Annotated in this window: 20 protein-coding genes; 13 read left to right on the top strand and 7 right to left on the bottom strand. The window is 67.2% G+C overall.

Features of this window, described 5'->3' with window-relative positions; genetic code table 11:
* Positions 1–64: 64 nt before the first annotated feature.
* The 5 genes from A9J21_RS24400 to A9J21_RS24420 all read left to right on the top strand — a co-directional run bounded on the left by A9J21_RS24400 (position 65) and on the right by A9J21_RS24420 (position 7140).
* Positions 65–1261 (top strand): SUMF1/EgtB/PvdO family nonheme iron enzyme, encoded by a 1197-nt coding sequence (locus A9J21_RS24400; protein WP_066740098.1) that lies wholly within the window; start codon positions 65–67, stop codon positions 1259–1261.
* Between the two features lie 115 nt (positions 1262–1376).
* Complete coding sequence (locus A9J21_RS24405) at positions 1377–2393, top strand: HAD family phosphatase (RefSeq protein ID WP_231907029.1); 1017 nt, start codon at positions 1377–1379, stop codon at positions 2391–2393.
* Positions 2394–2549: 156 nt separating this feature from the next.
* Positions 2550–5102: a fused MFS/spermidine synthase gene (locus A9J21_RS24410; protein ID WP_156546121.1), complete on the top strand. Its 2553-nt coding sequence runs from the start codon at positions 2550–2552 to the stop codon at positions 5100–5102.
* Positions 5103–5111: 9 nt separating this feature from the next.
* Positions 5112–6110, top strand: coding sequence for a MoxR family ATPase (locus A9J21_RS24415; RefSeq protein WP_066740101.1), 999 nt, complete (start codon positions 5112–5114; stop codon positions 6108–6110).
* 25 nt (positions 6111–6135) lie between these two features.
* A complete protein-coding gene (locus tag A9J21_RS24420) occupies positions 6136–7140 on the top strand; it encodes a DUF58 domain-containing protein (protein ID WP_082926588.1) in 1005 nt (334 codons plus the stop codon).
* 39 nt (positions 7141–7179) lie between these two features.
* Here the strand turns inward: A9J21_RS24420 and A9J21_RS24425 are convergent, their stop codons facing one another.
* The 4 genes from A9J21_RS24425 to A9J21_RS24435 all read right to left on the bottom strand — a co-directional run bounded on the left by A9J21_RS24425 (position 7180) and on the right by A9J21_RS24435 (position 12043).
* Positions 7180–9414: a phosphocholine-specific phospholipase C gene (locus A9J21_RS24425; protein WP_066740104.1), complete on the bottom strand. Its 2235-nt coding sequence runs from the start codon at positions 9412–9414 to the stop codon at positions 7180–7182.
* A 61-nt stretch (positions 9415–9475) separates the two neighbouring features.
* A complete protein-coding gene (locus A9J21_RS32065) occupies positions 9476–9643 on the bottom strand; it encodes a hypothetical protein (RefSeq protein WP_197497564.1) in 168 nt (55 codons plus the stop codon).
* A 229-nt stretch (positions 9644–9872) separates the two neighbouring features.
* Positions 9873–10829 carry a tripartite tricarboxylate transporter substrate binding protein gene (locus A9J21_RS24430; protein ID WP_066740210.1) on the bottom strand — a complete coding sequence of 319 codons (957 nt, stop codon included), beginning with the start codon at positions 10827–10829 and terminating at the stop codon, positions 9873–9875.
* 74 nt (positions 10830–10903) lie between these two features.
* The gene (locus tag A9J21_RS24435; protein WP_066740212.1) at positions 10904–12043 is read right to left on the bottom strand and encodes an L-talarate/galactarate dehydratase; all 1140 of its coding nucleotides are present in this window, start codon (positions 12041–12043) and stop codon (positions 10904–10906) included.
* Positions 12044–12345: 302 nt separating this feature from the next.
* Here A9J21_RS24435 and A9J21_RS24440 point away from each other — a divergent pair, with 302 nt between their 5' ends.
* Positions 12346–13341, top strand: coding sequence for a LacI family DNA-binding transcriptional regulator (locus tag A9J21_RS24440; protein ID WP_066740107.1), 996 nt, complete (start codon positions 12346–12348; stop codon positions 13339–13341).
* A 38-nt stretch (positions 13342–13379) separates the two neighbouring features.
* Here A9J21_RS24440 and A9J21_RS24445 read toward each other — a convergent pair whose 3' ends face one another.
* Positions 13380–14861, bottom strand: a complete 1482-nt coding sequence (locus A9J21_RS24445; RefSeq protein WP_066740110.1) for a PLP-dependent aminotransferase family protein — start codon at positions 14859–14861, stop codon at positions 13380–13382.
* 115 nt (positions 14862–14976) lie between these two features.
* Between A9J21_RS24445 and A9J21_RS24450 the strand changes: the two genes are divergently transcribed.
* Positions 14977–15618, top strand: coding sequence for an FMN-binding negative transcriptional regulator (locus A9J21_RS24450; RefSeq protein ID WP_066740113.1), 642 nt, complete (start codon positions 14977–14979; stop codon positions 15616–15618).
* An 18-nt stretch (positions 15619–15636) separates the two neighbouring features.
* On the opposite strand, the gene A9J21_RS24455 is transcribed toward A9J21_RS24450, so the two are convergent.
* Complete coding sequence (locus A9J21_RS24455; RefSeq protein ID WP_066740116.1) at positions 15637–16512, bottom strand: LysR family transcriptional regulator; 876 nt, start codon at positions 16510–16512, stop codon at positions 15637–15639.
* Positions 16513–16661: 149 nt separating this feature from the next.
* Between A9J21_RS24455 and argH the strand changes: the two genes are divergently transcribed.
* The 5 genes from argH to A9J21_RS24480 all read left to right on the top strand — a co-directional run bounded on the left by argH (position 16662) and on the right by A9J21_RS24480 (position 21981).
* A complete protein-coding gene (gene argH / locus A9J21_RS24460; RefSeq protein WP_066740119.1) occupies positions 16662–18191 on the top strand; it encodes an argininosuccinate lyase in 1530 nt (509 codons plus the stop codon).
* A gap of 160 nt (positions 18192–18351) precedes the next feature.
* Positions 18352–19425 carry an ABC transporter substrate-binding protein gene (locus A9J21_RS24465; protein ID WP_066740122.1) on the top strand — a complete coding sequence of 358 codons (1074 nt, stop codon included), beginning with the start codon at positions 18352–18354 and terminating at the stop codon, positions 19423–19425.
* Between the two features lie 9 nt (positions 19426–19434).
* Positions 19435–20355, top strand: a complete 921-nt coding sequence (locus tag A9J21_RS24470) for an ABC transporter ATP-binding protein (RefSeq protein ID WP_066740125.1) — start codon at positions 19435–19437, stop codon at positions 20353–20355.
* Positions 20352–21140, top strand: coding sequence for an ABC transporter permease (locus A9J21_RS24475; RefSeq protein WP_066740127.1), 789 nt, complete (start codon positions 20352–20354; stop codon positions 21138–21140). The genes A9J21_RS24470 and A9J21_RS24475 overlap by 4 nt, the downstream gene beginning before the upstream one ends.
* Positions 21133–21981 carry an ABC transporter substrate-binding protein gene (locus A9J21_RS24480; protein ID WP_066740130.1) on the top strand — a complete coding sequence of 283 codons (849 nt, stop codon included), beginning with the start codon at positions 21133–21135 and terminating at the stop codon, positions 21979–21981. Before A9J21_RS24475 ends, A9J21_RS24480 begins: the two co-directional genes overlap by 8 nt.
* A 21-nt stretch (positions 21982–22002) precedes the next feature.
* On the opposite strand, the gene A9J21_RS24485 is transcribed toward A9J21_RS24480, so the two are convergent.
* A complete protein-coding gene (locus A9J21_RS24485) occupies positions 22003–22803 on the bottom strand; it encodes an SDR family oxidoreductase (protein ID WP_066740132.1) in 801 nt (266 codons plus the stop codon).
* A gap of 139 nt (positions 22804–22942) precedes the next feature.
* Between A9J21_RS24485 and A9J21_RS24490 the strand changes: the two genes are divergently transcribed.
* Positions 22943–23884: a GlxA family transcriptional regulator gene (locus A9J21_RS24490; RefSeq protein ID WP_066740214.1), complete on the top strand. Its 942-nt coding sequence runs from the start codon at positions 22943–22945 to the stop codon at positions 23882–23884.
* Positions 23885–23921: the final 37 nt, after the last annotated feature.

Genomic DNA, 23921 nt, shown 5'->3' on the forward strand with positions numbered 1-23921 from the left:
GCGACCCCGCCCATACTGGGATGGCTGGATCAGGTGATCGAATCGTATCGTGCAAGGAGTGTCGATGGGACGGAAGCAGCAAGGCAGGGCCATTGCCACCGCCACGCCGGTCTGGCGCCAACGTGTGTGGCTGGTGGCGCTTGCGCTGGGCATGGTTGCGGCCGGTGCCGGCGGTACCTGGTGGTACCACGCGAAGAGCGCGCGCACCGATGCCCCGGCCATCCGTGCCGGCGATGGGGTAAGTGGCCCGCGCGGCATGGTCCATGTCCCCGGCGGCGATTTCCAGATGGGCAGCGACCACAAGATGGCGCAAGCCAATGAGCGCCCCGCGCACAAGGTCCACGTGAACGGCTTCTGGATGGACCAGCACCACGTGACCAATGCCGAATTCCGCAAGTTCGTTGCCGCCACCGGCTACCTGACCACGGCCGAGCGCAGGCCGGACTGGGAAACCATCAAGGTGCAGCTGCCGCCCGGTACGCCGCGACCGCCTGACAGCGCGATGGTTGCCGGCGCCATGGTCTTCGTCGGCACCAACAGCCCGGTGCCGCTGCGCGAGTACTGGCGCTGGTGGCGCTTTGTGCCCGGCGCCGACTGGAAGCATCCGAACGGCCCCGGCAGCAATATCGACGGCAAGGACAACCACCCCGTGGTGCAGGTCTCGTACGAGGACGTGCAGGCCTACGCGCGATGGGTGGGCAAGCGCCTGCCCACCGAGGCCGAATGGGAATTCGCCGCCCGCGGTGGCCTGGAACAGTCCACCTACGCCTGGGGCGACCAGTTCGCGCCCGATGGCCGCCAGATGGCCAACGTCTGGCAGGGGCAGCAGGTGCAGCCTTTTCCGGTGGTCAGCGCCAAGGCCGGTGGCGCGGCGGGCACCAGCCCGGTGGGCACCTTTCCGGCCAATGGCTACGGCCTCTACGACATGACCGGCAACGCATGGCAATGGGTTGCCGACTGGTACCGGGCCGACCAGTTCCGGCGCGAGGCCGGCGTGACCACGGCCGCGCTGCAGAACCCGGCTGGCCCGTCCGATTCGTGGGACCCGACCGAACCCGGTGTCCCGGTGTCCGCGCCCAAACGCGTGACGCGCGGCGGGTCGTTCCTGTGCAACGAGGATTTTTGCCTGAGCTACCGGCCCAGCGCCCGGCGCGGCACCGATCCATACACGAGCATGTCGCACCTGGGGTTCCGGCTGGTGATGGATGACGGCACCTGGGCCGAAGCCCGCCGGCAGCCCGCGCTTGCCGCACGTCCGTAAGCCGCTTCCCGTTTTGACGATCAAGGAGGAAAGCACGATGCCATTCGCCTGGGCAGGTAGCCATCGGCTTGTTCGCCGTGCGGTGTCCGACGTGAAGGCCGTCGCCGTCCTGGCGATGCTGCTGGCAGCACTGGGCGGCTGTGCGTCTTCGCCCGGTGCGGATGGGGCGGCCAGCGCGCAGCCAGCGGGAACGGCCACCGCGGCCAGCGCCGCAACGGCATTGCCATCGTGGCGCGACGGTGCGGCCCGACAGGCCATTGTCCGCTTCGTCGAAGCGGTCACGCGACCGGGCACGCCTGAGTACGTGCCACCTGCGGAGCGCATCGCCGTGTTCGACAACGACGGCACGCTGTGGAGCGAGCAGCCGCTGTACTTCCAGTTCTTCTTCCTGCTCGACCAGATTCGCGCCGCCGCGCCCCAGCATCCCGAATGGAAGAACAACCCTGCCTTCAAGGCGCTGATGGCCAATGACATGGCCGGGCTGATGCGCGAGGAAAAGCGCCTGCTGCCGCTGATCGCCCAGGCCAACAGCGGCATGACGGTGGACGAGTACGACCGCACGATCCGCGCGTGGCTGGATACCGCGCGCCACCCGAAATTCAACCGGCCCTATACCGACCTGGTGTTCCAGCCGCAGATCGAGCTGCTGAACTACCTGCGGGCCAACGGGTTCAAGACGTTCATCGTGTCGGGCGGCACCATCGAGTTCATGCGGCCGTGGTCGGAGCGTGTGTACGGCATCCCGCCCGAGCAGGTGGTGGGGTCCACGCAGACCGTGACGTACGAGGTGCGCAATGGCCAGCCCACGCTGCTGCGCGGCCCCAAGCTCGAATTCATCAATGACGGCGCCGGCAAGCCGGTGGGCATCTATCGGCAGATTGGCCGGCGGCCGATCCTGGCCGTGGGCAATTCCGACGGCGACCTGCAGATGCTGCAGTACACGATGGCCGGCACCGGCCAGCGCCTGGCCGTGCTGGTCCACCACGACGATGCCGAGCGCGAGTTTGCGTACGACCGCAAGTCGGGCATCGGCAAGCTCGACAAGGCGCTGGACGAGGCGCTCACGCGCGGCTGGACCGTCATCAGCATGAAGCAGGACTGGGCGCGCATCTATCCATTTGTCCGGCCCTGATCCTGGCGATTTCCTGAACGCCTGACGCCCTGACCCAAACCAGAGGGAGCTTTCGATGAGACCAGAAACGGGCACGCGTCTGACCAGGCTGGCCAAGGTCCAGCAACCGCAACAGCAGAAAAAGTGACGGCAACCCATCGCAAGCTGGAGCCCGGCATGAAGCGCCAACGCGTCTCGCGCCGGGCATCTGGCGCCGTCTCCGCGGCAGCGGGCGTGCAAGCCCAGGCACGCCACGGCCTCTTGCGGGCCGCGGCGTTGTTGTGTCTGTCCGGCGTGGCCGGACTCGTCTATCAGGTGCTGTGGATCAAGCAGCTGTCGCTGGTGGTGGGTGTGGACGTGCACGCGGTCACCATCGGCGTCAGCGCATTCTTTGGCGGGCTGGCGCTGGGCGGCTGGGCCGTGGGCAGGCTGGCCGACCGCACGGCATCTGCCTGGCGCCTTTACCTGTGGCTGGAAGCGGCGATTGCCGTGCTGGGTATCGCGGCGACTCTGGCGTTGGCCCACGCCGCAGCACCTTTCGCATGGCTTGAAGTGCGGATCGGGGCCGCTGCCTGGCTGCTGCCGCTGGCACTGGTGGCGCTGCCCGCCATCGCCATGGGCGGCACCCTGCCGGCGCTGATGCGCGCGGTTCGCGGCGATGGCGTGGCACTGGGCGGCAATGGCGGACGGCTTTACGCGGCCAATACGGCCGGCGCCATCGCCGGCACGCTGCTGGCGGCCTTTGTCCTGATTCCGATGCTGGGCGTTACCGGCAGCGCGCTGGTTGCGGCCGCATTCAACGGCCTGGCGGCGCTGGGTGCCTGGTGGTTCGGCCGTACGCTGAGCGCACCTGCCGATGCACCTTCGGCCCAGCCGGCTGACGTGCGCCCATCGGGGCAGCGCGTGCTGGCGCTGACGCTCTATGCGCTGGCCGGCGCCATTGCGCTCGGTTACGAGGTGGTCTGGTCGCAGGCCATCGTCCAGTTCCTGAGCACGCGGGCGTTTGCCTTTGCCGTGATGCTTGCCACATACCTTGCCGGCCTGATGATCGGCAGTATCTTCGTGGCCCGGCGCGTGGACCGTGCAAAAGACCCGTGGGGCGTGTTCGCGCTGCTGATCGTGGGCGCCGGACTGGCGGCGCTGGTCGAATTCGCGTGGCTGGGCGAATGGCTGCCCGCCGCGCAGCACCTGGTGTCGCAGCGCGTGCAGGGCGCCACCGGCAACCTGCTGGCGGCCACCTGCGCCAGCTTCGCGGTGGCGGCGCTATGCATCGTGTTCGTGCCCACGCTGCTGCTGGGCGCGGCCTTTCCGTACGTGGTACGTCTGACGGTAGATCCGTCGCGCACCGGGTCTGGCGTGGGCGCGGTGCTGGCGCTCAACACACTCGGTGGCATCGCGGGATCGGTGCTGGCAGGCGTCTGGCTTGTGCCGACGCTGGGTGTGATCCATACGCTCGGCGTGCTGGCGACCGCCAGCGGACTGGTAGCCATCCTGGCGGTGGCGTTTGGCGATGGCGTCGGGCGCCGCGCCCGATTTGGCATTCCGCTGCTGGCCGTCGTCGCGCTGATCGTTGCCGTGGCGACGCCTGCCGACCGGCTCGCCGCATTGCTGGCAAAGACACGCGGCGGCGACCTGGTGTTCTATGAAGAAAGCCGGGGCGCCACCGTGGCCGTGGTGGAGCAGGGCAAGGCCGCGCAGCGCTTTCATCGTCTCTATATCCAGGGCGTGTCGAATTCGGGCGATACGATGACCTCGCTGCGCTACATGCGCCTGCAGGCGCTGCTGCCGCTGATCGTCCACAACGGCACGCCGCGCGCATCGCTGGTGATCGGGCTGGGCACGGGCATCACGGCCGGTGCGACGCTGCAGTACCCGGGGCTTGAACAGCGCGTGGTGGCGGAACTATTACCCGCCGTGGTGCGCGCCGTGCCCGAGTTCCAGGGCAATTTCGACGTCAGCCGCAGCCCGCGGATGGATATCCGCCTGCGTGACGGGCGCCGCGAACTGCTGCAAAGCGCGCAGCGTTACGACCTGATCACGCTGGAGCCACCGCCGCCTTCGGCCAGCGGCGTGGTCAACCTGTATTCGCGCGAGTTCTACCAGTTGGCCGCCGCGCGGCTGCAGGCGGGCGGCATCGTGGCCCAGTGGCTGCCGCTGCCGACGCAGAACCGTGACGACACCCGTTCGCTGGTGCGCAGCTTCCTGGATGTGTTTCCGCATGCCACGCTGTGGACCACGGAATTGCACGAAATGCTGCTGGTGGGATCACTGCAGCCGATGGCGCTGGACGCAGCCACGATTGCCTCGCGTTTCGCCCAGCCGCAGGTGTCGGCGGCGCTGCGCGCGGTGGGGGTGGCGTCGCCCGCGGCGCTGCTGGCTACCTATGTCACCGATCGCACCGGGCTGGACTGGTTTGCAGGCGATGCCCCGGCCGTGACCGACGACCGGCCACGCATCGAGTACACCAGCTGGGTACGCCGGCAGGACTTTCCTCCCGTGCTGCGCGAACTGCTCGACCTGACCGGCGATCCGCCGCTGCGCGGCGCCAGCGATGCGCTGTACCAGGACATCCGCCGCGAACGGGCCACGCTGCATACGTTCTATGCGGCGGGGCTCGATGCCTACCGCGGCGACCGTGCGCAATGGATGCGCGATATCGACACGGTCATGCGCGCGGACCCGGACAACCCCTACTACAACTGGTTCACGGGCGGACGCCCGGATCGCTAGGAGACCACGATGAATGCGCGCGACGACATCCTGCAGCTTCAGGCGCGCATGGGCGAGTCCATTGTTGGGCAGGCCCGCATGATCGAGCGGCTGCTGCTGGGCCTGCTGGCGAACGGCCACCTGCTGGTGGAGGGTCTGCCGGGACTGGCAAAGACGCGGGCGATCAAGAGCCTTGCCAGACATCTGGATGCCAGGCTGTCGCGCGTGCAGTTCACGCCCGACCTGTTGCCCGCCGACATCACCGGCTCCGACATCTATGTCACCGACGGGGGCAAGGGCGACTTCCGCTTCCAGCCCGGCCCGCTGTTCGCCAACCTGGTGCTGGCCGACGAGGTGAACCGGTCTCCCGCCAAGGTGCAGGCGGCGCTGCTGGAGGCCATGGAAGAGCGGCAGGTGACCGTTGGCGGCAAGACGCATCCGCTCGAACCGCTATTCCTGGTGATGGCGACGCAGAACCCGATCGAGCAGGAAGGCACCTATCCGCTGCCCGAGGCGCAGATGGACCGCTTCCTGATGCATGTGAGTGTCGGGTATCCGCAAGCCGATGCCGAGGCCGAGATCATCCGGCTGGCCCGGGCGGAAGAGGACGACGGCGGCACGGCGAAGCCGCCAGCGGGTGGCGCGGGTGCACAGGCCAGTGAGCAGCGGCTGTCACCCGAGGCCATCTTTGCCGCCCGCCAGGCCATTCATGGCGTGACGGTCAGCGAGCCGGTGGAGCGCTACATCGTCACGCTGGTACAGGCCACGCGCGACGCGGGGCGGTTCGACGACGACCTCAAGCGCTGGATCCAGGTCGGCGTGAGTCCGCGCGGGTCGATCGGGCTCGACAAGGTGGCGCGCGCCATCGCGTGGCTGCGTGGCCGCGACCACGTGACGCCCGACGACGTGCAGGCCGTGGTGCACGATGTGTTCCGCCATCGCCTGATCCTTTCGTACGAAGCCCACGCCGCAGCCGTGGCCGCCGATGCCGTGATCGACCGGCTGCTTGAACGCGTGGCGGTGGCCTGAGACCGCCACGGCACACCCACGCGCCATGACCCGCGACATCGCCGCGCGCGCCCGCGCCCCGGCCAGCGCGAACGCCGACCGCGCGCCTGCCGCATCGCAGGTGGTGCCCGGCGTAAGCGTGGACCTGGCCGCGCTGGCCAGCCTGGAAGCCAGCGTGCGCGACTTCCATTTCCGCACGCGGCAGCCGGTGCACAGCCTGTTGTCCGGGCGGCATGGGTCGCGCGTGCATGGTCGCGGGCTGGCCTTCGAGGAACTCCGCCTCTACCTGCCCGGCGACGATGTCCGGACGATGGACTGGCGCGTCACGGCGCGCACCGGCAAGCCGCACGTGCGCCTGTACGCCGAGGAAAAGGAACGGCCGGTACTGCTGGTAGTGGACCAGCGCATGAACATGTTCTTCGGCAGCCGCCGGGCCATGAAATCGGTGACGGCGGCCGAGGCCGCGGCATTGGCCGCGTGGCGGGTGGTGGCCGATGGCGACCGCGTGGGCGGCGTGATTTTCGGGGACGCCGACCAGACCAGCATGGCGCCCCAGCGCAGCCGCCACGGCGTGCTGCATCTGCTGGGCGACCTGGCCCGGCACAACCAGCGGCTGCGCGCCGATGCGCGGGCCCAGCGCGGCGCCGCCCAGCTCAATGGCGCGCTGGAACGGGCGCTGCGGCTGGCGCACCACGACCACCTGGTCATCGTGATCAGCGATTTCGACGGCAGCGATGACCAGACCCGGCACCTGATGCTGGCCCTGCGCAGCCGTAACGACGTGCTGTCGGTACTGGTTTACGACCCATTTTTGCTGGAACTGCCGGCATCGGGGCAACTGGTGGTCAGCGACGGCGAACTTCAAGTGGAACTCGGATTCGGCCACGAAGCGCTGCGGCGCAATGTGCGCAGCTTTGCCGATGGGCACAGTGCCGCGCTGATGGACTGGCACAAGGCCATCGGCGTGCCGCTGCTGCCTTTGTCGGCAGCCGAGGACACCGCCACCCAGCTGCGCCGGCTGCTGGGACGTGCGGCGTCCGGCGCGCCCTAGCAGGAGCAGGCACGCCGTGGCCGGGACCGGCGAAGACGATCAGCCTTCGCCCATCGCCGGGTCGCTGACGGTGTGCCTGCCCGTCTCGACGCGTCCGGCAAAGCGCCGGTAGTACGCCGGGTCGCTGCTGCACGTGACCGCGAAGTCGTACCACTGGCCGCTATCCTGCAGCTTCCAGTCCAGCGTGGACGTAGCGTCGGGCGCCACGGTGGCCTGCCACGGGCCGTCCGTGCGGTAGGCCAGCGGCGTCACCGTGAACGTGCAGGGCCGGGCGCCCTTGTTGATCAGGTCCACGAAGACATTGCCGTTGGCAATGTCGTAGCAGACGCGGATCTCGGGCGACGCGGCGGCCCGGCCCAACTGCTTCAGGTCGCCCTTGAAGTGCCGGTGGTAGCCGTTCGGGCCCAGTACCCAGAGATCGTACTGGCCGGCGTTGGCGAGCGCGGCATCCCAGCTGTCGATCAGCGTCTTGCCGGCCTCCACCATGTAGCGGCGCGGGATACGGTCGATATTGGCGACATCGTAGACGTGAAACACCGCGGCCTGCGCGCCGGTGTTCGCGAAGATCAGTTCGACCTGGCCACTGTCATAGCAGCGCGCGCTGGTATGCAGTTCGTAGGGCAGGGCGCGCGACGGGCGGGTACCTGGCGCCTGCGCCGGCAACTGCATGGCGCTGGGCACCGGCACGGCTGGCAGGGCCTGCTGCGCGGCGCGCACCCGGTCAGCCGCGTCGCGGGTGGAGCGGCCCGTCAGCGTGGGCAGCGCCTCGGTGTTTGGCGTCTTGAAGTTGAAGGCGCTGGTCAGGTCGCCACAGACGGCACGGCGGAACGGACTGATGTTCGGCTCCTTGACGCCAAAACGGGCCTCCAGGAAACGCAGCACCGACGTATGGTCGAACACCTGCGAATTGACCCAGCCGCCTCGGCTCCACGGCGAGATCACGTACAGCGGCACACGCGGCCCTGGGCCGAAGACGCGGCCGTCCGGAGCCGGCTGGCTCGTGCTGCCAGCGGGCGGGCCCTGATTGAAGTATTCGGCGGCCAACGCCGTTTCGGGCAGCGTGGTCTTGCCGGCGAAGCTGTTATCTGCATTGCGCGACGGCGCGGACGGCGACGGCACGTGGTCGAAGAAGCCGTCGTTCTCGTCGAAATTGATCAGCAGGACGGTCTTGCTCCAGACGTCGGGGTTGGCGGTCAGGGCGTCGAGCACTTCCTGCAGGAACCAGGCGCCCTGGATGGGGCTGGACGGGCCGGGGTGCTCGCAGTAGATCGATGGCGCGTTCACCCACGATACCTGGGGCAGCGTGCCGTTCATGACGTCGCGCCGGAACGTATCGAGGTACTGCTCGGGCTGTGCGCCCGGCAGCGTATTGGCAATGCCCTTGTAGAGCGGATTGGCGGCGTTGTCGGTGGCGGCGTCATACGCCTTGTAGGGCACGGCCTGGGCTGGCGTGCCGTACGGGCGGCCGGGCGAGCCGCCGCTCGACACCGGAAAGCCCGACGCGAGGTTGGCGCGCCGGAAGGTCTGAAATGCGCCCAGCATGTTGTCGCCCCATTCGTCGGGCATGTTCTGGTAGCTGATCCAGTTCACGCCCGCCTCTTCCAGCCGTTCGGCATAGGTCTTCCACGTATAGCCGACCGCGTTTTCGCTGGTGGCGCCGTAGATGGCATCCCACTCGTTATTCACGAAGGCGACCCCCTGCGGCGTTGCGCCGTTGGTCCCGGTCATGTGGAACGAGCGGTTGGCGTCGGTGCCGGTGTGCATGGCGCAGTGGTACGCGTCGCAGATCGTGAAGGCATTGGCAAGCGCGAACTGGAACGGCAGTTCCTGCTCCTTGTAGTAGCCCATCGACCGGTCGGTCTTGGACACGGGCCAGCGCGTCATGCGGCCGTTGTCCCAGGCGTTCTGACTGTCGTCCCATTCGTGCGGGGTGCCTGACACACGCTGGGCATTGTTGGCCGTGCTGTCCAGGTGATAAGGCGTCATCAGCGCGCCGTTGGTGCGCTGCTGTTGCCACACCTTGCGGCCATTGGGCATCGGGATCGTCATGCGGTCACCAAAGCCGCGTACACCGTTGAGCGTGCCGAAGTAGTGGTCGAACGAGCGGTTCTCCTGCATCAGGATGACCACGTGCTGGACGTCCATGATGGTGCCGGTGACGTTGCTGGCCGGGATGGCAAGCGCGCGGCGGATGCTGGGCGGGAAGGCGGCGAGCGCTGCGGCCGAGAAGGCGGCGCCTGCGCTCGCCTGCAGGAATTTGCGGCGAGAGTTCATGGTCTTGCTGTACGGGGAAGAGTCGGGCGGTACGGACGATCGGCGGAGATCACGGCGCGCATCACGGTGCGCAGCGTTTTTCGACCGGCTGGGACGGGGTGGACGGCTCGCCCGGGTTGGCAGGGTTGGACGGATTGGCGGGGCCGTCGTCGTTGCCGCCACAGGCGGACAGTGCCGCGGCCGTCAGGCAGACGGCCAGCAGCACCCTGGTCAGGCGCATCGATTGCATGGGGGAGTCCTCGGCTTTTGGGGTGATTCGGGAAATGTGCTTCCCGAGGCCCCGCAAGACTAAGGATGAAACGTGTCAGATCAGTGACGTAATGAGCGCTTTTGGCAACAAGATGTAAAAAGACGTCCTGTCACGGAAATGAAAAAAAGGCGCCACGATGGCGCCCTCTGGCGATGCTATTTACCGCGCGCAGCGGCCCGCGAAGGGGCCTGGCGGCGCTGTCCGAACCTTAGTCGGCCGTGATGTTGCCGGTCTGGATCACCTTCTTCCAGCGCGCGAACTCCGATGCCTGGAACGCCGTGAACTGCTCCGGCGTATTGGCCACGACTTCAAACCCGAGTTCCAGCAGCTTCGGCTTGTTGGCCGGATCGTTCATCGCGGCCACCACGGCGCTGTGCAGCTTGGCCTTGATATCGGCCGGCAGGCCCTTCGGCGCGGCAATGGCCTGCCACGAATACACGGTCACGCCCTTGTAGCCGAGTTCTTCCATGGTCGGTACGTCGGGCAGGATCGGCGACCGCTTGCTGCTGGTGATGGCCAGCGCGCGCAGCTTGCCGGCCTTCAGGTGCGGCACGGCGGTGTTGATGTTCATGAACGTGGCATCCACCTGGCTGCCCAGCAGGTCGTTCAGCGCCGGGGCACCGCCCTTGTAGGGCACATGTACGCCCGTGGTGTTGGTCTGCTGCCAGAACAGCTCGGCCGTCAGGTGGTCGCTGGTACCGTTGCCCGCCGACGCGAACGTCATCTTGTTCGGATTGGCCTTTTCGTAGTTGATGACGTCCTGCAGCGACTTGTGCGGCGAACTGGCCGGCACGGCCAGGACGTTGGGCGCCTGCACGGCCACGCTGATGTAGTCGAAGTCCTTCGTCGGGTCATAGCCGGCGGTCTTCGTCAGGTGCGGGCCGATCACGAACGGTCCCAGCGACGACACGAACAGTGTGTAGCCATCGGCCGGCGCGCGCTTGGCCGCTGCCGCGCCGATCATGCCGGCCGCGCCGGGACGGTTGTCCACCACGAAGCTGCCACCGAACGTCTGCTGGAACTTGGCGCTCAGGATGCGGGCGATGTTATCCGTCGATCCGCCCGGCGGGAACGGTACGATCATCGTCACCGGCTTTTCTGGCCAGGCGGCGTGGGCTGCCGCCATGGTGACCCCAAGCAGTAGCGATACCAGCGCTTTCTTCATCATCGTTTGTCTCCTTGTGTTTCCGTTTTACTGGTGTGTGCGGCGATGCTGTCCGAAGACTGCGAACGGTCGGATCAGCTGGCGCCGAAGTCGGCCTGCTCGCGCGTCCATGCGCGGGCCTGTTCGCTGACGGTGAGCCCCAGGCCCGGCCGGGTCGGGACGATGATGCGGCCGTTGGCGATGTCGAGCCGCTCGTTGAACAACGGTTCGAGCCAGTCGAAATGCTCGACCCACGGCTCGCGCGGATACGCTGCGGCCAGATGCACGTGCAGTTCCATGGCGAAGTGGGGCGCGATCATCAGCCCGGCATGCTCGGCCAGCGCGCAGACCTTCAGGAACGGCGTGATGCCGCCCACGCGCGGTGCATCGGGCATCAGGTAATCGGCGGCGCGATGGCGGATCAGGTCCCAGTGCTCGGCGGCGCTGGTCAGCATTTCGCCGGTAGCGATGGGTGTATCGAACTGCTGCGCCAGCGCGGCATGGCCTTCATGGTCGTAGGCGTCGAGCGGCTCCTCGATCCACACGAGGTTGAACGATTCGAACGTACGGCACATGCGCTGCGCGGTGGGGCGGTCCCACTGCTGGTTGGCGTCGACCATGATGGGCACGGCGTCGCCCAGCTTTTCGCGCACGGCGGACACGCGCTGGATGTCGATCTTGCCGTCGGGCTGGCCCACCTTGAGCTTGATGCCGCCAATGCCGCGCTCCACCGACGCGGCCGCATTGACCAGCAGTTGGTCCAGCGGCGTATGCAGGAAACCGCCAGACGTGTTGTAGCAGCGCACGGAATCGCGATGCGAGCCCAGCAGCTTTGCCAGCGACAGGCCGGCACGCTTTGCCTTCAGATCCCACAGCGCCACGTCGAAGGCGCCAATCGCCTGCGTCGACAGGCCGCTGCGTCCGACCGAGGCACCGGCCCAGCACAGCTTGTCCCACAGCTTGGCGATATCGCTCGGATCTTCGCCAATCAGGGTAGGGGCAATCTCCCGGGCATGCGCAAACTGGCCGGGGCCGCCCGCGCGCTTGGAATAGCTGAAACCCAGGCCCTCGTGGCCGCTGGCCGTGCGGATCTCGGCAAACAGGATCGCCACTTCGGTCATCGGCTTCTGGCGGCCGGTCAGCACCTTGGCGTCGCTGATCGGCGTAGCCAGCGGCAGGTAGCAGGACGACAGGCGAATGGAAGTGATGGCGTCAGAGGCGGGCGAGGTGGTCATGAGGCGGTGCATCCTGATAAACGTCCTAGACTTCGGACATCGTATGACATCGTTGTCAAAAAATGGCCGGATTCCGGCCGATCTGCGTTGCTATAATGCGGGCCGCCGCAATGTTGTGACGCGAAATGGCGCTCCAACGCTTGCAACGTGTCTTGAAAACTCGTCTTCCGCCGTCGCAGGGTGTCTTGACCCGGACAGCGGACGAGAAGAATGCTAACGTTGTCATTTGTCCCGGTCAACCGTTGCGGCGGCCATTGGCGTCGTCGTTTACCCGCACTGCAATTCATTTATCCCGAACAAGCATGTCCGATTCATCTGGCGGCAAATCCGTCACCCTGCACGATGTGGCGCGCGAAGCAGGGGTGTCCCTGATTACCGCGTCACGCGCGCTCGGCAATCCGGGGCTGGTCTCCGCCAAGACGATTGCCCGCGTGCAGCAGGCCGTGGAAGTCACCGGCTATATCCCGAACCTGCTGGCGGGCGGGCTGAAATCGCGCCGCAGCCTGACCGTGGCCGCACTGGTGCCCAATATTGCCGTGGCGCAGTTCATTCCCACCGTGAAGGCGCTGACCGATGCACTGGACGCGGCCGGCTACCAGCTGATCCTGGGGCAGACCGGCTATGACCACGCGCGCGAAGAAGCGCTGCTGGGCACGATGATCAGCCGCCGGCCCGATGGCATCGTGGTAACCGGCCTGGTCCATGCCCAGGCATCGCGCGACCGCCTGCGCCGCTCGGGCATCCCCGTCGTGGAGACATGGGACCTCAGCGACCGGCCCGTGGATATGGCGGTGGGCTTCTCGCACCTGAAGGTGGGCAGTGCCGTGGCCGGCTACTTCCTGGCAAAGGGATGGCGGCGTTTCGGCATCGCCACCGGCGACGACCAGCGCGCGGCCGAGCGCCGCGATGGCTTTGTCTCGACGCTGGGCCAGGACGTGCCCACCGCACGCGTGCCCGCGCCAAGCAGCCTGGGGCTGGGACGCCAGGCCCTGCGCGACCTGCTGGCCCAGGACCCCACAATCCAGGCCATCTTCTGCAGTTCCGACCAGCTTGCGCAAGGCGTGGTGGAAGAGGCCAGGGCGCGCGGCCTGCGCATTCCCGAAGACCTGGCGATCTGCGGCTTCGGCGACGCCGACTTTGCCGCGGACATGGCGCCATCGCTGACCACCGTACAGGTCGACGGCGCCGGCATCGGCACACTGGCCGCCGGCCTGCTGCTGGCACGCTGCCGGGGCGAAACCGTGGCGGAGCCGGTGGTGGATATGGGGTTCAGGATCGTGGAGCGTGGGTCGACCTGAGAGAGGCGGCAAACTGGTTGCGAGGTATCCGGGACCGATCAGGCTCGCCTGGACTCGGCCGCGACACCGATCGCGCCCGCCAGCCGCCGCGCCGCCTCCTCGATTTCCCGATCCCCAAAGCCGCCGAACCCCAGCACCAGTCCCGCGGGCCGCTTGTCTCCCGCGTAGGTTGGCGAGACGGCGCGTACCGACACGCCGGCCTGCGCGGCGCCCTTCACCACCGCCCGGTCGTCGATGCCCGGTGCCAGCCACAACACCAGGTGCATGCCCTGGTCTGATGGCTGCAGCCACGCCAGATCGGCGGGAATCTCCTTTTCGATGGTCCTGATCACGAACGCGCGCCGCTCGGCATGCACGCCGCGCACGCGGCGGATATGGCGGTCGAGATGCCCTTCGGCGATGAACGCCGCCAGTACGTGCTGGTCTGCCGTGGGCGGATGGCGGTCCATCAGCACGCGTGCACCGATAAAGGCTTCGACCAGCGCTTCCGGGACCACGGCATAGCCGAGCCGCAGCGACGGATAGAGAATCTTGCTGAACGTGCCAAGGTAGACCACGCGCTCTGGCGCCAGCCCCTGCAGCGACGGAAACGGATGGCCTGCGTAGCGCAGCTCGCTGTCGTAGTCGTCTTCCACCACCCACGCCTGCTGCCGGTCGGCCCAGGCCAGCAGGGCCTTGCGCCGGGCCATGCTCAGCGGCATACCCAGCGGATACTGGTGCGAGGGCGTGACAAACGCGGCGCGCGCCTGCGGAGCCAGCGCGATGCCCGCGTCGACGTCGATGCCTTCGTCGTCCACCGGCACACGCACGATGCGCTCGCGCGGCCCGATGCTTTCCAGGATGGCCGTGATGCCGCGATAGGCCGGGTTCTCGACCCATACGGCATCGGCCGGTTCCAGCAACACCTGGCACGACAGGAACAGGCCCTGCTGGGTGCCCGTGGTGATCACAACCTGGCTGGCGTCGCAATGCACCGAGCGCGAGCGGCGCAGGTAGTCGGCAATCGCCTCGCGCAATGGCAGCGCCCCTTGCGGTTCGCCATAGCCGGCCGGCGCGGCGCTGCCGCCAGCGCGCAACCGGTTGCCAAGCCGGCGCCAGTCTTCGTTGGGCGCGGCCGCACCAGCGGGCACCGATACCGCGAACGGCACTGGCGGCAAGGCAGTAAATTCCTTGGCGATGGCGGCGAATTTCTGCGCGGCCGGGGGCAGCACGATGCTGTCACGCACCCGCCGGCGTGCGGCTGGGGCGGGCGCCAGCGCCGCCACACGGGTACCTGCCCCGTGCTGCGCGGTGAACACGCCCTCGGCCACCAGTTGTTCGAAGGCCTCGACCACGGTGCCGCGCGATACCTTCAGCGCCTCGGCCAGCGCACGCGTGGACGGCAGCGATTCGCCGGGCTTCAGGTCGCCCCGCGCCACGGCGTCGCGCAAAGCCTGCACCAATTGGCGGCTCAGCGGCCCGGCGTCGCGATCCAATGTGCCGACAAACGGGATTTCTGGCACTTTTGCGGTTCTGGGCATGGCGGGGCAGCGGGAAAGTGGTCTGGTGAAATCGGCATAAACTGGCCCTACACTCTACTCCAGTTTGTCGCCAGAATATGGCTTCGATATCCCCCAGAACCATGCCGGAGCAGTCATGTACGTCCCCGCCCATTTCGACCTGGCCGACCAGCAGGCCATGCATGCGCTGATCGGCGCCAACCCGTTTGGCACGCTGTTCACGCACGGACGCAGCGGCATGGATGCCAACCATATCCCGTTCGAAATCGACCCCGACGTCGGCGAGTCGGGCATCCTCAAGGCCCACGTGGCCCGCGCCAATCCGGTCTGGCAGGACGTGACCAATGGCGACGAGGTGCTAGTCGTCTTCCGCGCGGGGGATGCGTATATCTCGCCGAACTGGTACCCCAGCAAGCACGAAGCCCACAAGCAGGTGCCCACCTGGAACTACCAGGTGGTACACGCCCACGGGCGCATCACGGTGCACGACGACGAACGCTACGTGCGCGGCGTGGTTGCCCGGCTGACCCGCCACCACGAGGCCAGCCAGCCACGGCCATGGAAGATGTCCGATGCGCCCACCGATTTCATCGACACGCTGCTGAAGTCCATTGTCGGCATCGAGATCGAGATCACACGCCTGCAAGGCAAGCTGAAGCTGGGCCAGCACAAGGACGCACGCGATATCCGCGGTCCCGGTGAGGCATTGATGGCCCAGGGCAGCACGGTGATAGGGCAGGCAATGCTTGAGCGGGCACAGGAGAAGGAGCGCGGCTGAGCACGCTCGCCCGGCGCCTTACCCCCGCATCACCTGCCGCACGCAATCCAGAAATTCCTGCGCCAGCGCTGGCACCGGGTGCTGCTGGTTGATCAGCACGAAGCTCTCGAACTCGATGGCGGGTGCGAAGGGCAGTGCCTTGAGGCCCGGGAAGCGCAGGCTGCGCACGACCAGCGGATTGACCACGCTGACACCCAGGCCCATCTCCACCATCGTGCAGATGGTGGCCGCGTAGGGAGTCTCCAGCGTGAGCACGCGCTGGTCGGGTACAAAGGCCGCGTCGACGATGGCTCGCGTGCCGTCGCCGCGCGTCAGCGATATGAACGGCTCGCCAGTCAGGTCCTGCGCGCGAATACGTCGCTTTTTCGCCAGATTGTGCGTGGTCGGCACGATGCAGACGCCAGCCTCGCGGTGCAGCGCGTCGCTGTGGATGCCCGCCATTTCCACCAGATAGGACACCAGCCCCACGTCGCAAAACCGCGCCGCCGTCCATTTCGCCACGGTTGGCGAATCGCTCGTATGCACGGCGATCGGCACATCGGGATGCCGGTTCCGGAAGCGGGCAATGGCCTGGGGCATCACCGTCATGGCGATCGACGGCACCGTGCCCACGCGCAGCGTGCCAACGCCCACCTCGCGGATCGAGCGCGCGGATGCCTGCAGGCTGTCCAGGCCGACAAAGGCCCGTTCCACATCGCGAAACATCGCCTCCGCTTCGACAGTAGGCGTCAGCCGGCCGGCAATCCGCGTGAAGAGCCGAAAGCCACAGGCCTTTTCCAGTTGCGCAATCACCCGGCTGATATTGGGCTGCGAGGTATGCAGCTGCGTCGCCGCGATGGTCATCGAACCCGACATCATCACGGCGCGGAACGCTTCGATCTGCTTGAAATTCATGGCGCTGGGGGCTTGGGCGCAAAGGCGCGGGGGCGGCGGAGGGCGTGCCCGATGGTATATCAAATCCGTATCCGGACGATAAAACTAGTGATTTGACGATATGACCGTGCGATTCCCATACTGGGCTCCAACAACGAGGAGAAAGTTGCATGGAATCGAAGGTCAGCCGCCGCCTGACGCAAGCCACCGCCCCCGAAGTCTGCGAGCACATCTACCTGCCGCGCCTGCATCGTGAATTCGGCCCCGGCTTTCGCTATCTCACCGACATCAACCAGGCGCACCTGCTGATGCTGCACGGCGCCGGCCTGATTCCGGCCGACGTGGCCGGCGCGCTGGCCCGCGCGCTGCGCCAGATCGAGGCAGAGGGCCCGGGCGCCGTACCGCTGGACCCCGAGCGCGAAGACGCCTATTTCAATTACGAGGCGCGGCTGATGGCCGTGGCCGGTGCCGATACCGGCGGCCGTCTTCATGTGGCGCGCAGCCGCAACGACATCCTCGCCACGCACGACAGGCTGCGCGCCCGCGATACCGTGCTGGCGCTGCTGACCGCACTGTCCGATACACGCGAGGTGGTGCTGCAGAAGGCCGCCGCCCACGCCGATGCCGTGATGCCCGGCTATACGCACCTGCAGGCCGCGCAGCCCATCACCTATGGCTATTACCTGTCCGGCGTGGCGCAGGCCATGGGCCGCGACATCGCACGGCTGCGCCATGCGCTGGACGGCCTCGACGCCTGCCCGCTGGGCGCGGGCGCACTGGCCGGCACGGCGTTCCCGATCGATCGCGCTGCCACCGCACGCTGGCTGGGCTTTGCCAGCTATGCGCCCAATTCGCTTGACGCGGTGGCCTCGCGCGACTTTGCCTGGGAGATCCTGTCCGCCATCACCATTGCCACCGTCACATGGGGCCGCGTGGCGCAGGACCTGTATATCTGGGCAACGCCGGAGTTCGGCCTGATCGACTTCCCGGACAGCGTCGCCGGCACGTCGAGCATCATGCCGCAGAAGAAAAACCCGGTCGTGCTGGAATACCTGAAGGGCAAGGGCGGGCACATGATCGGCCTGCTTACCGCCTCGCTGGCGGCGCTGAAGGGCAGCAACTTCACCCACAGCGGCGACGGCAATCGCGAAAGCATGCGCGGGTTCTGGGAAGCCCTGGACGAAGCGCTGCGCTGCGCCAGCCTGCTCAGGCTTGTGCTGGAAAACGCCACGCCCCAGCGGGCCAACATGCTGGCCCGCGCCCGGCGCGACTTTTCCTCGGCCACCGACCTCGCGGACATGCTGGTGCGCGATGCCGGCATGTCGTTCCGCGAGGCCCACCACGTGGTGGGGGCCGTGGTGCGCGAGGCGCTCGACCGGCATATCCCCGCATGCGAGATCGATATCGACATGGTGAACGGCGCGGCCGGGCGTCACACGGGCCGTGCGGTGGCGCTCGATGCTGCCGCCGTAGCGCGCTGCCTGGACCCGGAGCAGGGTGTCGCGGCGCGACTGGCTGCCGGCGGCCCCGCACCGGCCCTGGTGCGTGATCAGGTCGACGCCCAGCTTGCCACGCTGGCGCGTGACCGCCATGCCATCGATACGCTGCGCAACACCGTGGAGACGAATCGTGCCACGATGCAGCGCGCGGTCGAACAACTCGCCAGCCGGCAGCCGAAACCCATCGCCAACAGCCACTAGCCACCAGCCACCAGCCAACAAGCCGGCACGCGATTCCTTTATCGACTGACCATCGGCTAACCATCGGCGAATCCGATATCGATAGTCAAAAGTCTTCGTTGTGTGGGAGTGCGGCGCTTCGCAATACTGCGAACGGAAACTGCACTCATCACACAACAATATGGCCTCCGAACTTTCCTCTCCCGCGCCCGGCCGCCGTGGCGCGCTCAAGCAACTGGCATCGCTGGCAGTGGCCGGCAGCATGGGTCCGCTGCTGGCCGCCTGCTCGAAAGGCGATTCCGCCGCCGGGCCTGCCGCCCAGGCAGGCACGCCTGCCGCACCGGCCGCCCCAGCCGTGATCGGCAAGGCAGGCGACAAGGTCAGCTTCAAGTACCCGGACAACCCCACGTTCGACCTGGTCTACCTGGCCGACCAGCTCGGCTATTTCGAGGGCACCAATACGCGTCCCAACTACATCGGCAAGGTGGCCGCGCCGCAGATCATTCCGCTGACCGGCACGGGCGAGATCGATTTTGGCTCGCGCATGGTGCCGCTGGTGATCTCGGCCGTGGCGGCCGGGGCCGATCTCAAGATCGTGGCAGCCGGCAACAAGACGCTGCAGGACGCGCCGCACATGAAGTACTTCGTGCGCAAGGATTCGGGCATTCGCGCACCAAAGGACCTGGAAGGCAAGACCATCGGCATCAACAGCTTTGGCGCCTGCGCCGAGTTCGTGACCAAGACGTTCCTGCGCCAGAAGGGCGTGGACGTCAACAAGATCAACTTCGTGGTGATTCCGGACGACCAGGCCGAGCAGACGCTGGCCACCGGCAACACCGACCTCGCCATCATCCATGCGCCGTTCTCGGGTCGCGCCGACCATGCCGACAAGCTCACGCGGCTGTGGAGCGACTTTGACCTCGATGGCGGCCTGGGGGGCATGCAGCCGTACAGCGTGCACGGCAAGTTCCTGCGCGAGCATCCCGAAAACGTGCGCGACGTGGTGACGGCGCTGGCGAAGGCCGCCAACTGGGTCAACGCCAACCCCGAAGAGGCCCGCAAGCTGGTATCCAGGCGCATCAACCTGCAGCTTGAATACGTCGACCGCTACGCCTACGTGGACAACCTCGTGGTCACCGAGCCGCCGATCCAGTACTACATCGACGTACTGGAGGCCGAAGGCAAGCTGACCAGGGGCAAGGTGGCCGCGCGCGACATCTATACGAACGATTTCAACCCGTTCGCCAAGGCATAGGACCGCACCATGAGCCACAAGATCGTGGCGCGCGGTGTCAAGATGGACTATGCCGTGCGCAATGAAGCCGGCCGCGCCGACAACGTGGCCGTGCTGCGCGACTTCGACCTCGATATCCGCGAGGGCGAGTTTCTTTCCATCCTGGGGCCGTCCGGCTGCGGCAAGTCCACCTTCCTGAGCATCCTGGCGGGCCTGACCGAGCGCACGGGCGGCGACATCGCCATCGACGGCCAGCCGTTGCGCGGCATCCACCCCGCCCAGGGCGTGGTCTTCCAGGGTTATGCGCTGTTCCCGTGGCGCACCGTGCTGCAGAACATCGAGGTGGGCCTGGAGATTCGCGGCGTGCCGAAGGCCAGGCGCCGCGTGATTGCCGAGGAATACCTGGAACTGGTTGGCCTGACCGGTTTCGGCCAGCGCTATCCGCACGAGATTTCGGGCGGGATGAAGCAGCGCGTGGCAATCGCCCGATCGCTGGCCTACCAGCCCGAAGTGCTGCTGATGGACGAGCCGTTTGCAGCGCTGGATGCCCAGACCCGCGAAATCCTGCAGGGCGAGTTGCTGCGCATCTGGGAGCAGCGGCGCAAGACCATCGTGTTCATTACGCACAGCCTGGACGAGGCGATCTTCCTGTCCGACCGTATTGCCGTGATGACCCGGCGCCCGGGCACCATCAAGCAGATCATCGACGTGCCATTGCCACGCCCGCGCGCCGCCGAGGTGCGCAATTCCGAAGCCTTTATCCGGCTGCGCCAGCAGGCCTGGGACATCCTCAAGGACGAAGTGCAGTTTGCCAACCCGGCCGCCGTGCCGCGCCCGCTGGGCGCCACGGCCAACCCGGGCGAACGGCTGCAGGGCGAGCGCGCGCAGGTCGGGCAGCCGGTGGCGGCCGTGGAGAAAACGGCGGCCCCCGTGGCAAAGGCGGCATCATGAGCCGCGCCGCTTCGCTTTCGCGCCTGGGCGACCGGGCGCTTGGCCTGCTGGGTATCGTCGCCTTCCTGCTGATCTGGGAACTGGTGCCGCGCCTGCATATCGTCAGCGATGCCTACCTGAGCCCGCCGTCGCAGATCATCGTCACGATCTGGGATCTGGTCAGCAGCGGGGCGCTGTTCAAGCACCTGTTCGCCAGCCTGCAGCGGTCGCTGTACGGGCTGCTGTCGGCCATCGTGCTGGGCGTGGTGCTGGGCCTGCTGATGGGGTGGTTCAGCCGCTTCGAGGCCATTGTCGACCCGATCCTGCAGTTGTTCCGACAGACCTCGGCCTTTGCACTGTTCCCGGTGTTCATCCTGTTCCTGGGCATTGGCGAGACGTCCAAGGTCGCCATCATTTTCTGGGCGTCGTTCTGGCCCGTGCTGCTGAGCACGATCAGTGGCGTCAAGCAGGTAGACCGGCTGCTGATCGATTCCGCACGTTCGATGGGGGCCAACCGCCTGTTCGTGTTCCGCAAAGTGGTGTTGCCTGCGGCCTCGCCATCGATCTTTACCGGTGTGCGGCTCGCGGGCACCTATTGCATTACGGCGCTGGTGGCTGCCGAGATGATCGGCGCGCATTCCGGGCTGGGCTTCCTGACGCTGAATTCGCAGGAGGTGTTCCAGATCCCGACGATGTACGCGGGTATCCTGCTGCTGGCCTTGCTGGGCCTCGCGCTGAACTATGTGCTGGCAGTGGTGGAACGCCGGCTGACACGCTGGCGCAAGGGGTTGACGCTCAATGGCTAGGTTGCGCCAATACCGCTGGCTGGCGGCGCTGCTGGCGCTGGCCGGCATCGCTGCGTCCTATGCCGTGACGCGTCCCGTGGCCCCCGGCCCCTGGCTGCAGGCGGTGCAGCAGCGCGGCACGCTGGTGGTGGGCGTCCGGCAGTATGCGCGCCCCGCGCCACCCAAGGCGCCGACGCCGCCCGCACCCGACAACTTCGACGTCGCCATGGCGCGCTATGTGGCCGATCGGCTTGGCGTGACGCTGCAGATCACGGGGCTTCCGGGCGAGCCCGGGTCGCCGGCATGGCAGGCCGCACAACGCCATGTCGACGTGGTGCTCGCGGGCGCCAGCCCGACGGCGGGCGCCGACGCAATGGTGCCGGTCGCGTCGGCCTATGCCGTGGGCGACGGTTCGCTGCTGGTGCTGCGCGGCAGCCGCTATCAGCGTGCGGCCGACCTGCGCGGTCAGCCGGTCTGCGTGGGGCAGGGCAGTGCCTATGCCACGCGCATCGCGCAGGACGTCCACGGCGTGCCGAAGGTCTATGCGTCATCCATTCGCGCGGCCACCGGCTTTCTGGCCGGCGAATGCCAGGCGCTTGCCGACGATGCGCCGGTGGTGGCGCGCCTGCTGACGCTGCAGGAGTGGCGCTTCTATCGCAAGCTCGATGGCGACCTGCAGGCCGACACCCACGCCGCGCAGATCGGCCTGCATGCCGCCGATCCGCAATCCGCCGCCTGGTTCGACCACGCCAGCCGCGACTGGCGCCGCGACGGTGCCCTGCAGCGTGCCCGCGACCAGCGCGCGGGCGATGTGGCCTACGAGGCCAGCCAGTTGCAGGACGGCCTGGTCTGCCATTCCTGAACCAGCGGGCAGCGTGATACGTCAGGCCCTTACGTAGCGCGGAGCAGGCGTACTGTTCGACAGCACGCCAGACATCGCGCCGCGCGCCGCCTCATAGGCGTTCCAGTGCTCGATGGCGTGCAGCGACGGGATGGTGATCAGTTCGCCATTATCGAAGCCGACCAGCGCGGCATCGACCATATCGGTGGCCTGCATGACGATCGCCGGGTCCAGGTTTTCCACGGGCAGCCCGCCGACCTCCCAGAAATCGGTGGCCGTGGCGCCGGGCAGCACGGCCTGCACACGTACGCCCCGCGCGCCGACTTCATGGTGCAGCGACTGGCTGAACGCGGTCACGAACGCCTTGCTGCCGCCATAGACGCCGTTCAGCACTTCCGGCGCGATGCCCACAATCGACGAGATATTGATGATCGCGCCCTTGCCGCGCGCCACGAAGCCTGGCACGGCCGCGTAGGTCAGGCGCGTCAGCGCGGTGACGTTCAGGTCGATCATCCGGGTCATTGCGTCGACGTTGCTGTCCAGCAGCGGCGTGTGCGTGCCGACACCGGCGTTGTTGACCAGCAGCGTGATGCTGGCATCGGTGCGCAGCTTTTCCTCCACGCCGGCCAGCGACGCGCGGTCGTTGAGATCGGCCGCAAACACTTCGACGGCGCGGCCCGTGTCATCGGTGATGCGGCGCGCCAGTGCGTCGAGCTTGTCGCGGTTGCGCGCCACGAGCACAAGGTCGTAGCCGCGCCGTGCCAGGCGATCCGCGTAGATCGCGCCGATGCCCGACGACGCGCCGGTGACCAGTGCCGTGCCCAGATGTTGTTGCTGCGTCATGATGCTTCTCCATTCGTTGCGGTTGGGATTGGGTTCGGATGCGCCGCATCCATGTGAAGCATCGTAGGCCGGATCACCGTTGGCCGAAATGACGTATATAGTCCTGTTTCAGGACATCGAGCAAAAACGGGGTGGCAGCATGCACAGGGTGGGATTTCTGCTGATGGATGGCTTCCAGGTGATGGCGCTGGCGGCACAGAGCGTGTTCGAGTACGCCAATCTGGTGGCGGGAGAGCCGTTCTACCGGATTGAAAGCTACTCGGTGGCGGGCGGTGCGGTGCGCTCGTCGCTGGGCATGGCGGTTGACACGCGCACCGTCAGTTCAAGGGCCACCGTGGATACGTGGATCCTGGCCGGGGCGGCGGACCCCGTCGCCACGCCCACGCCGCAGCCGGTGCTGGATTTCGTGCGCAAGGCCGCGCCACGGGCCCGCAGGGTGGCATCGATCTGTACCGGGGCATTCATCCTGGCCGAGGCAGGGCTGCTCGATGGCCGCCGCGCCACCACGCACTGGTTCTACGCGCGGGAGATGCAGCGTGCGCACCCGCAGATCCGCGTGGAGGACGATCGCATCCATATCGTCGACGGGCCGATCTGGACGTCGGCCGGCATGACGGCCGGGCTGGACCTTGCGCTGGCGATGGTGGAGACCGATTTCGGTGCCGATGTCGCACGGTCGGTGGCCCACAAGCTTGTGATGTACCAGCGCCGCTCCGGCGGCCAGTCGCAGCATTCCGAGTTGCTGGACCTGGCCCCGAAGTCAGACCGCATCCAGAGTGCGCTCGACTACGCACGCAAGAATCTGCACCAGCCGCTGACCGTGGAAGACCTGGCCGGCGCCGTCCACCTGAGCCCCAGGCAGTTCAGCCGCGTGTTCACGGCCGAAACGGGACAATCACCCGCCAAGGCGGTGGAAAGCCTGCGCCTGGAAGCCGCACGGCTGATGATCGAGCAAAGCCGGCATCCACTGGACGTGGTGGCAAAGGAAACGGGATTCCGCGACCGCCGGCATCTGCGCGAGGCCTTTATCCGGGGCTTCGGCATGCCGCCGCAGGCGGTGCGGCGAGAGGCGAGGGGGTAGAGCGGGAAATGCCCTGACAATGCAGTCGACGGCGCAC

Source organism: Cupriavidus sp. D384, from assembly GCF_001652915.1.
Classification (GTDB): Bacteria; Pseudomonadota; Gammaproteobacteria; order Burkholderiales; family Burkholderiaceae; genus Cupriavidus.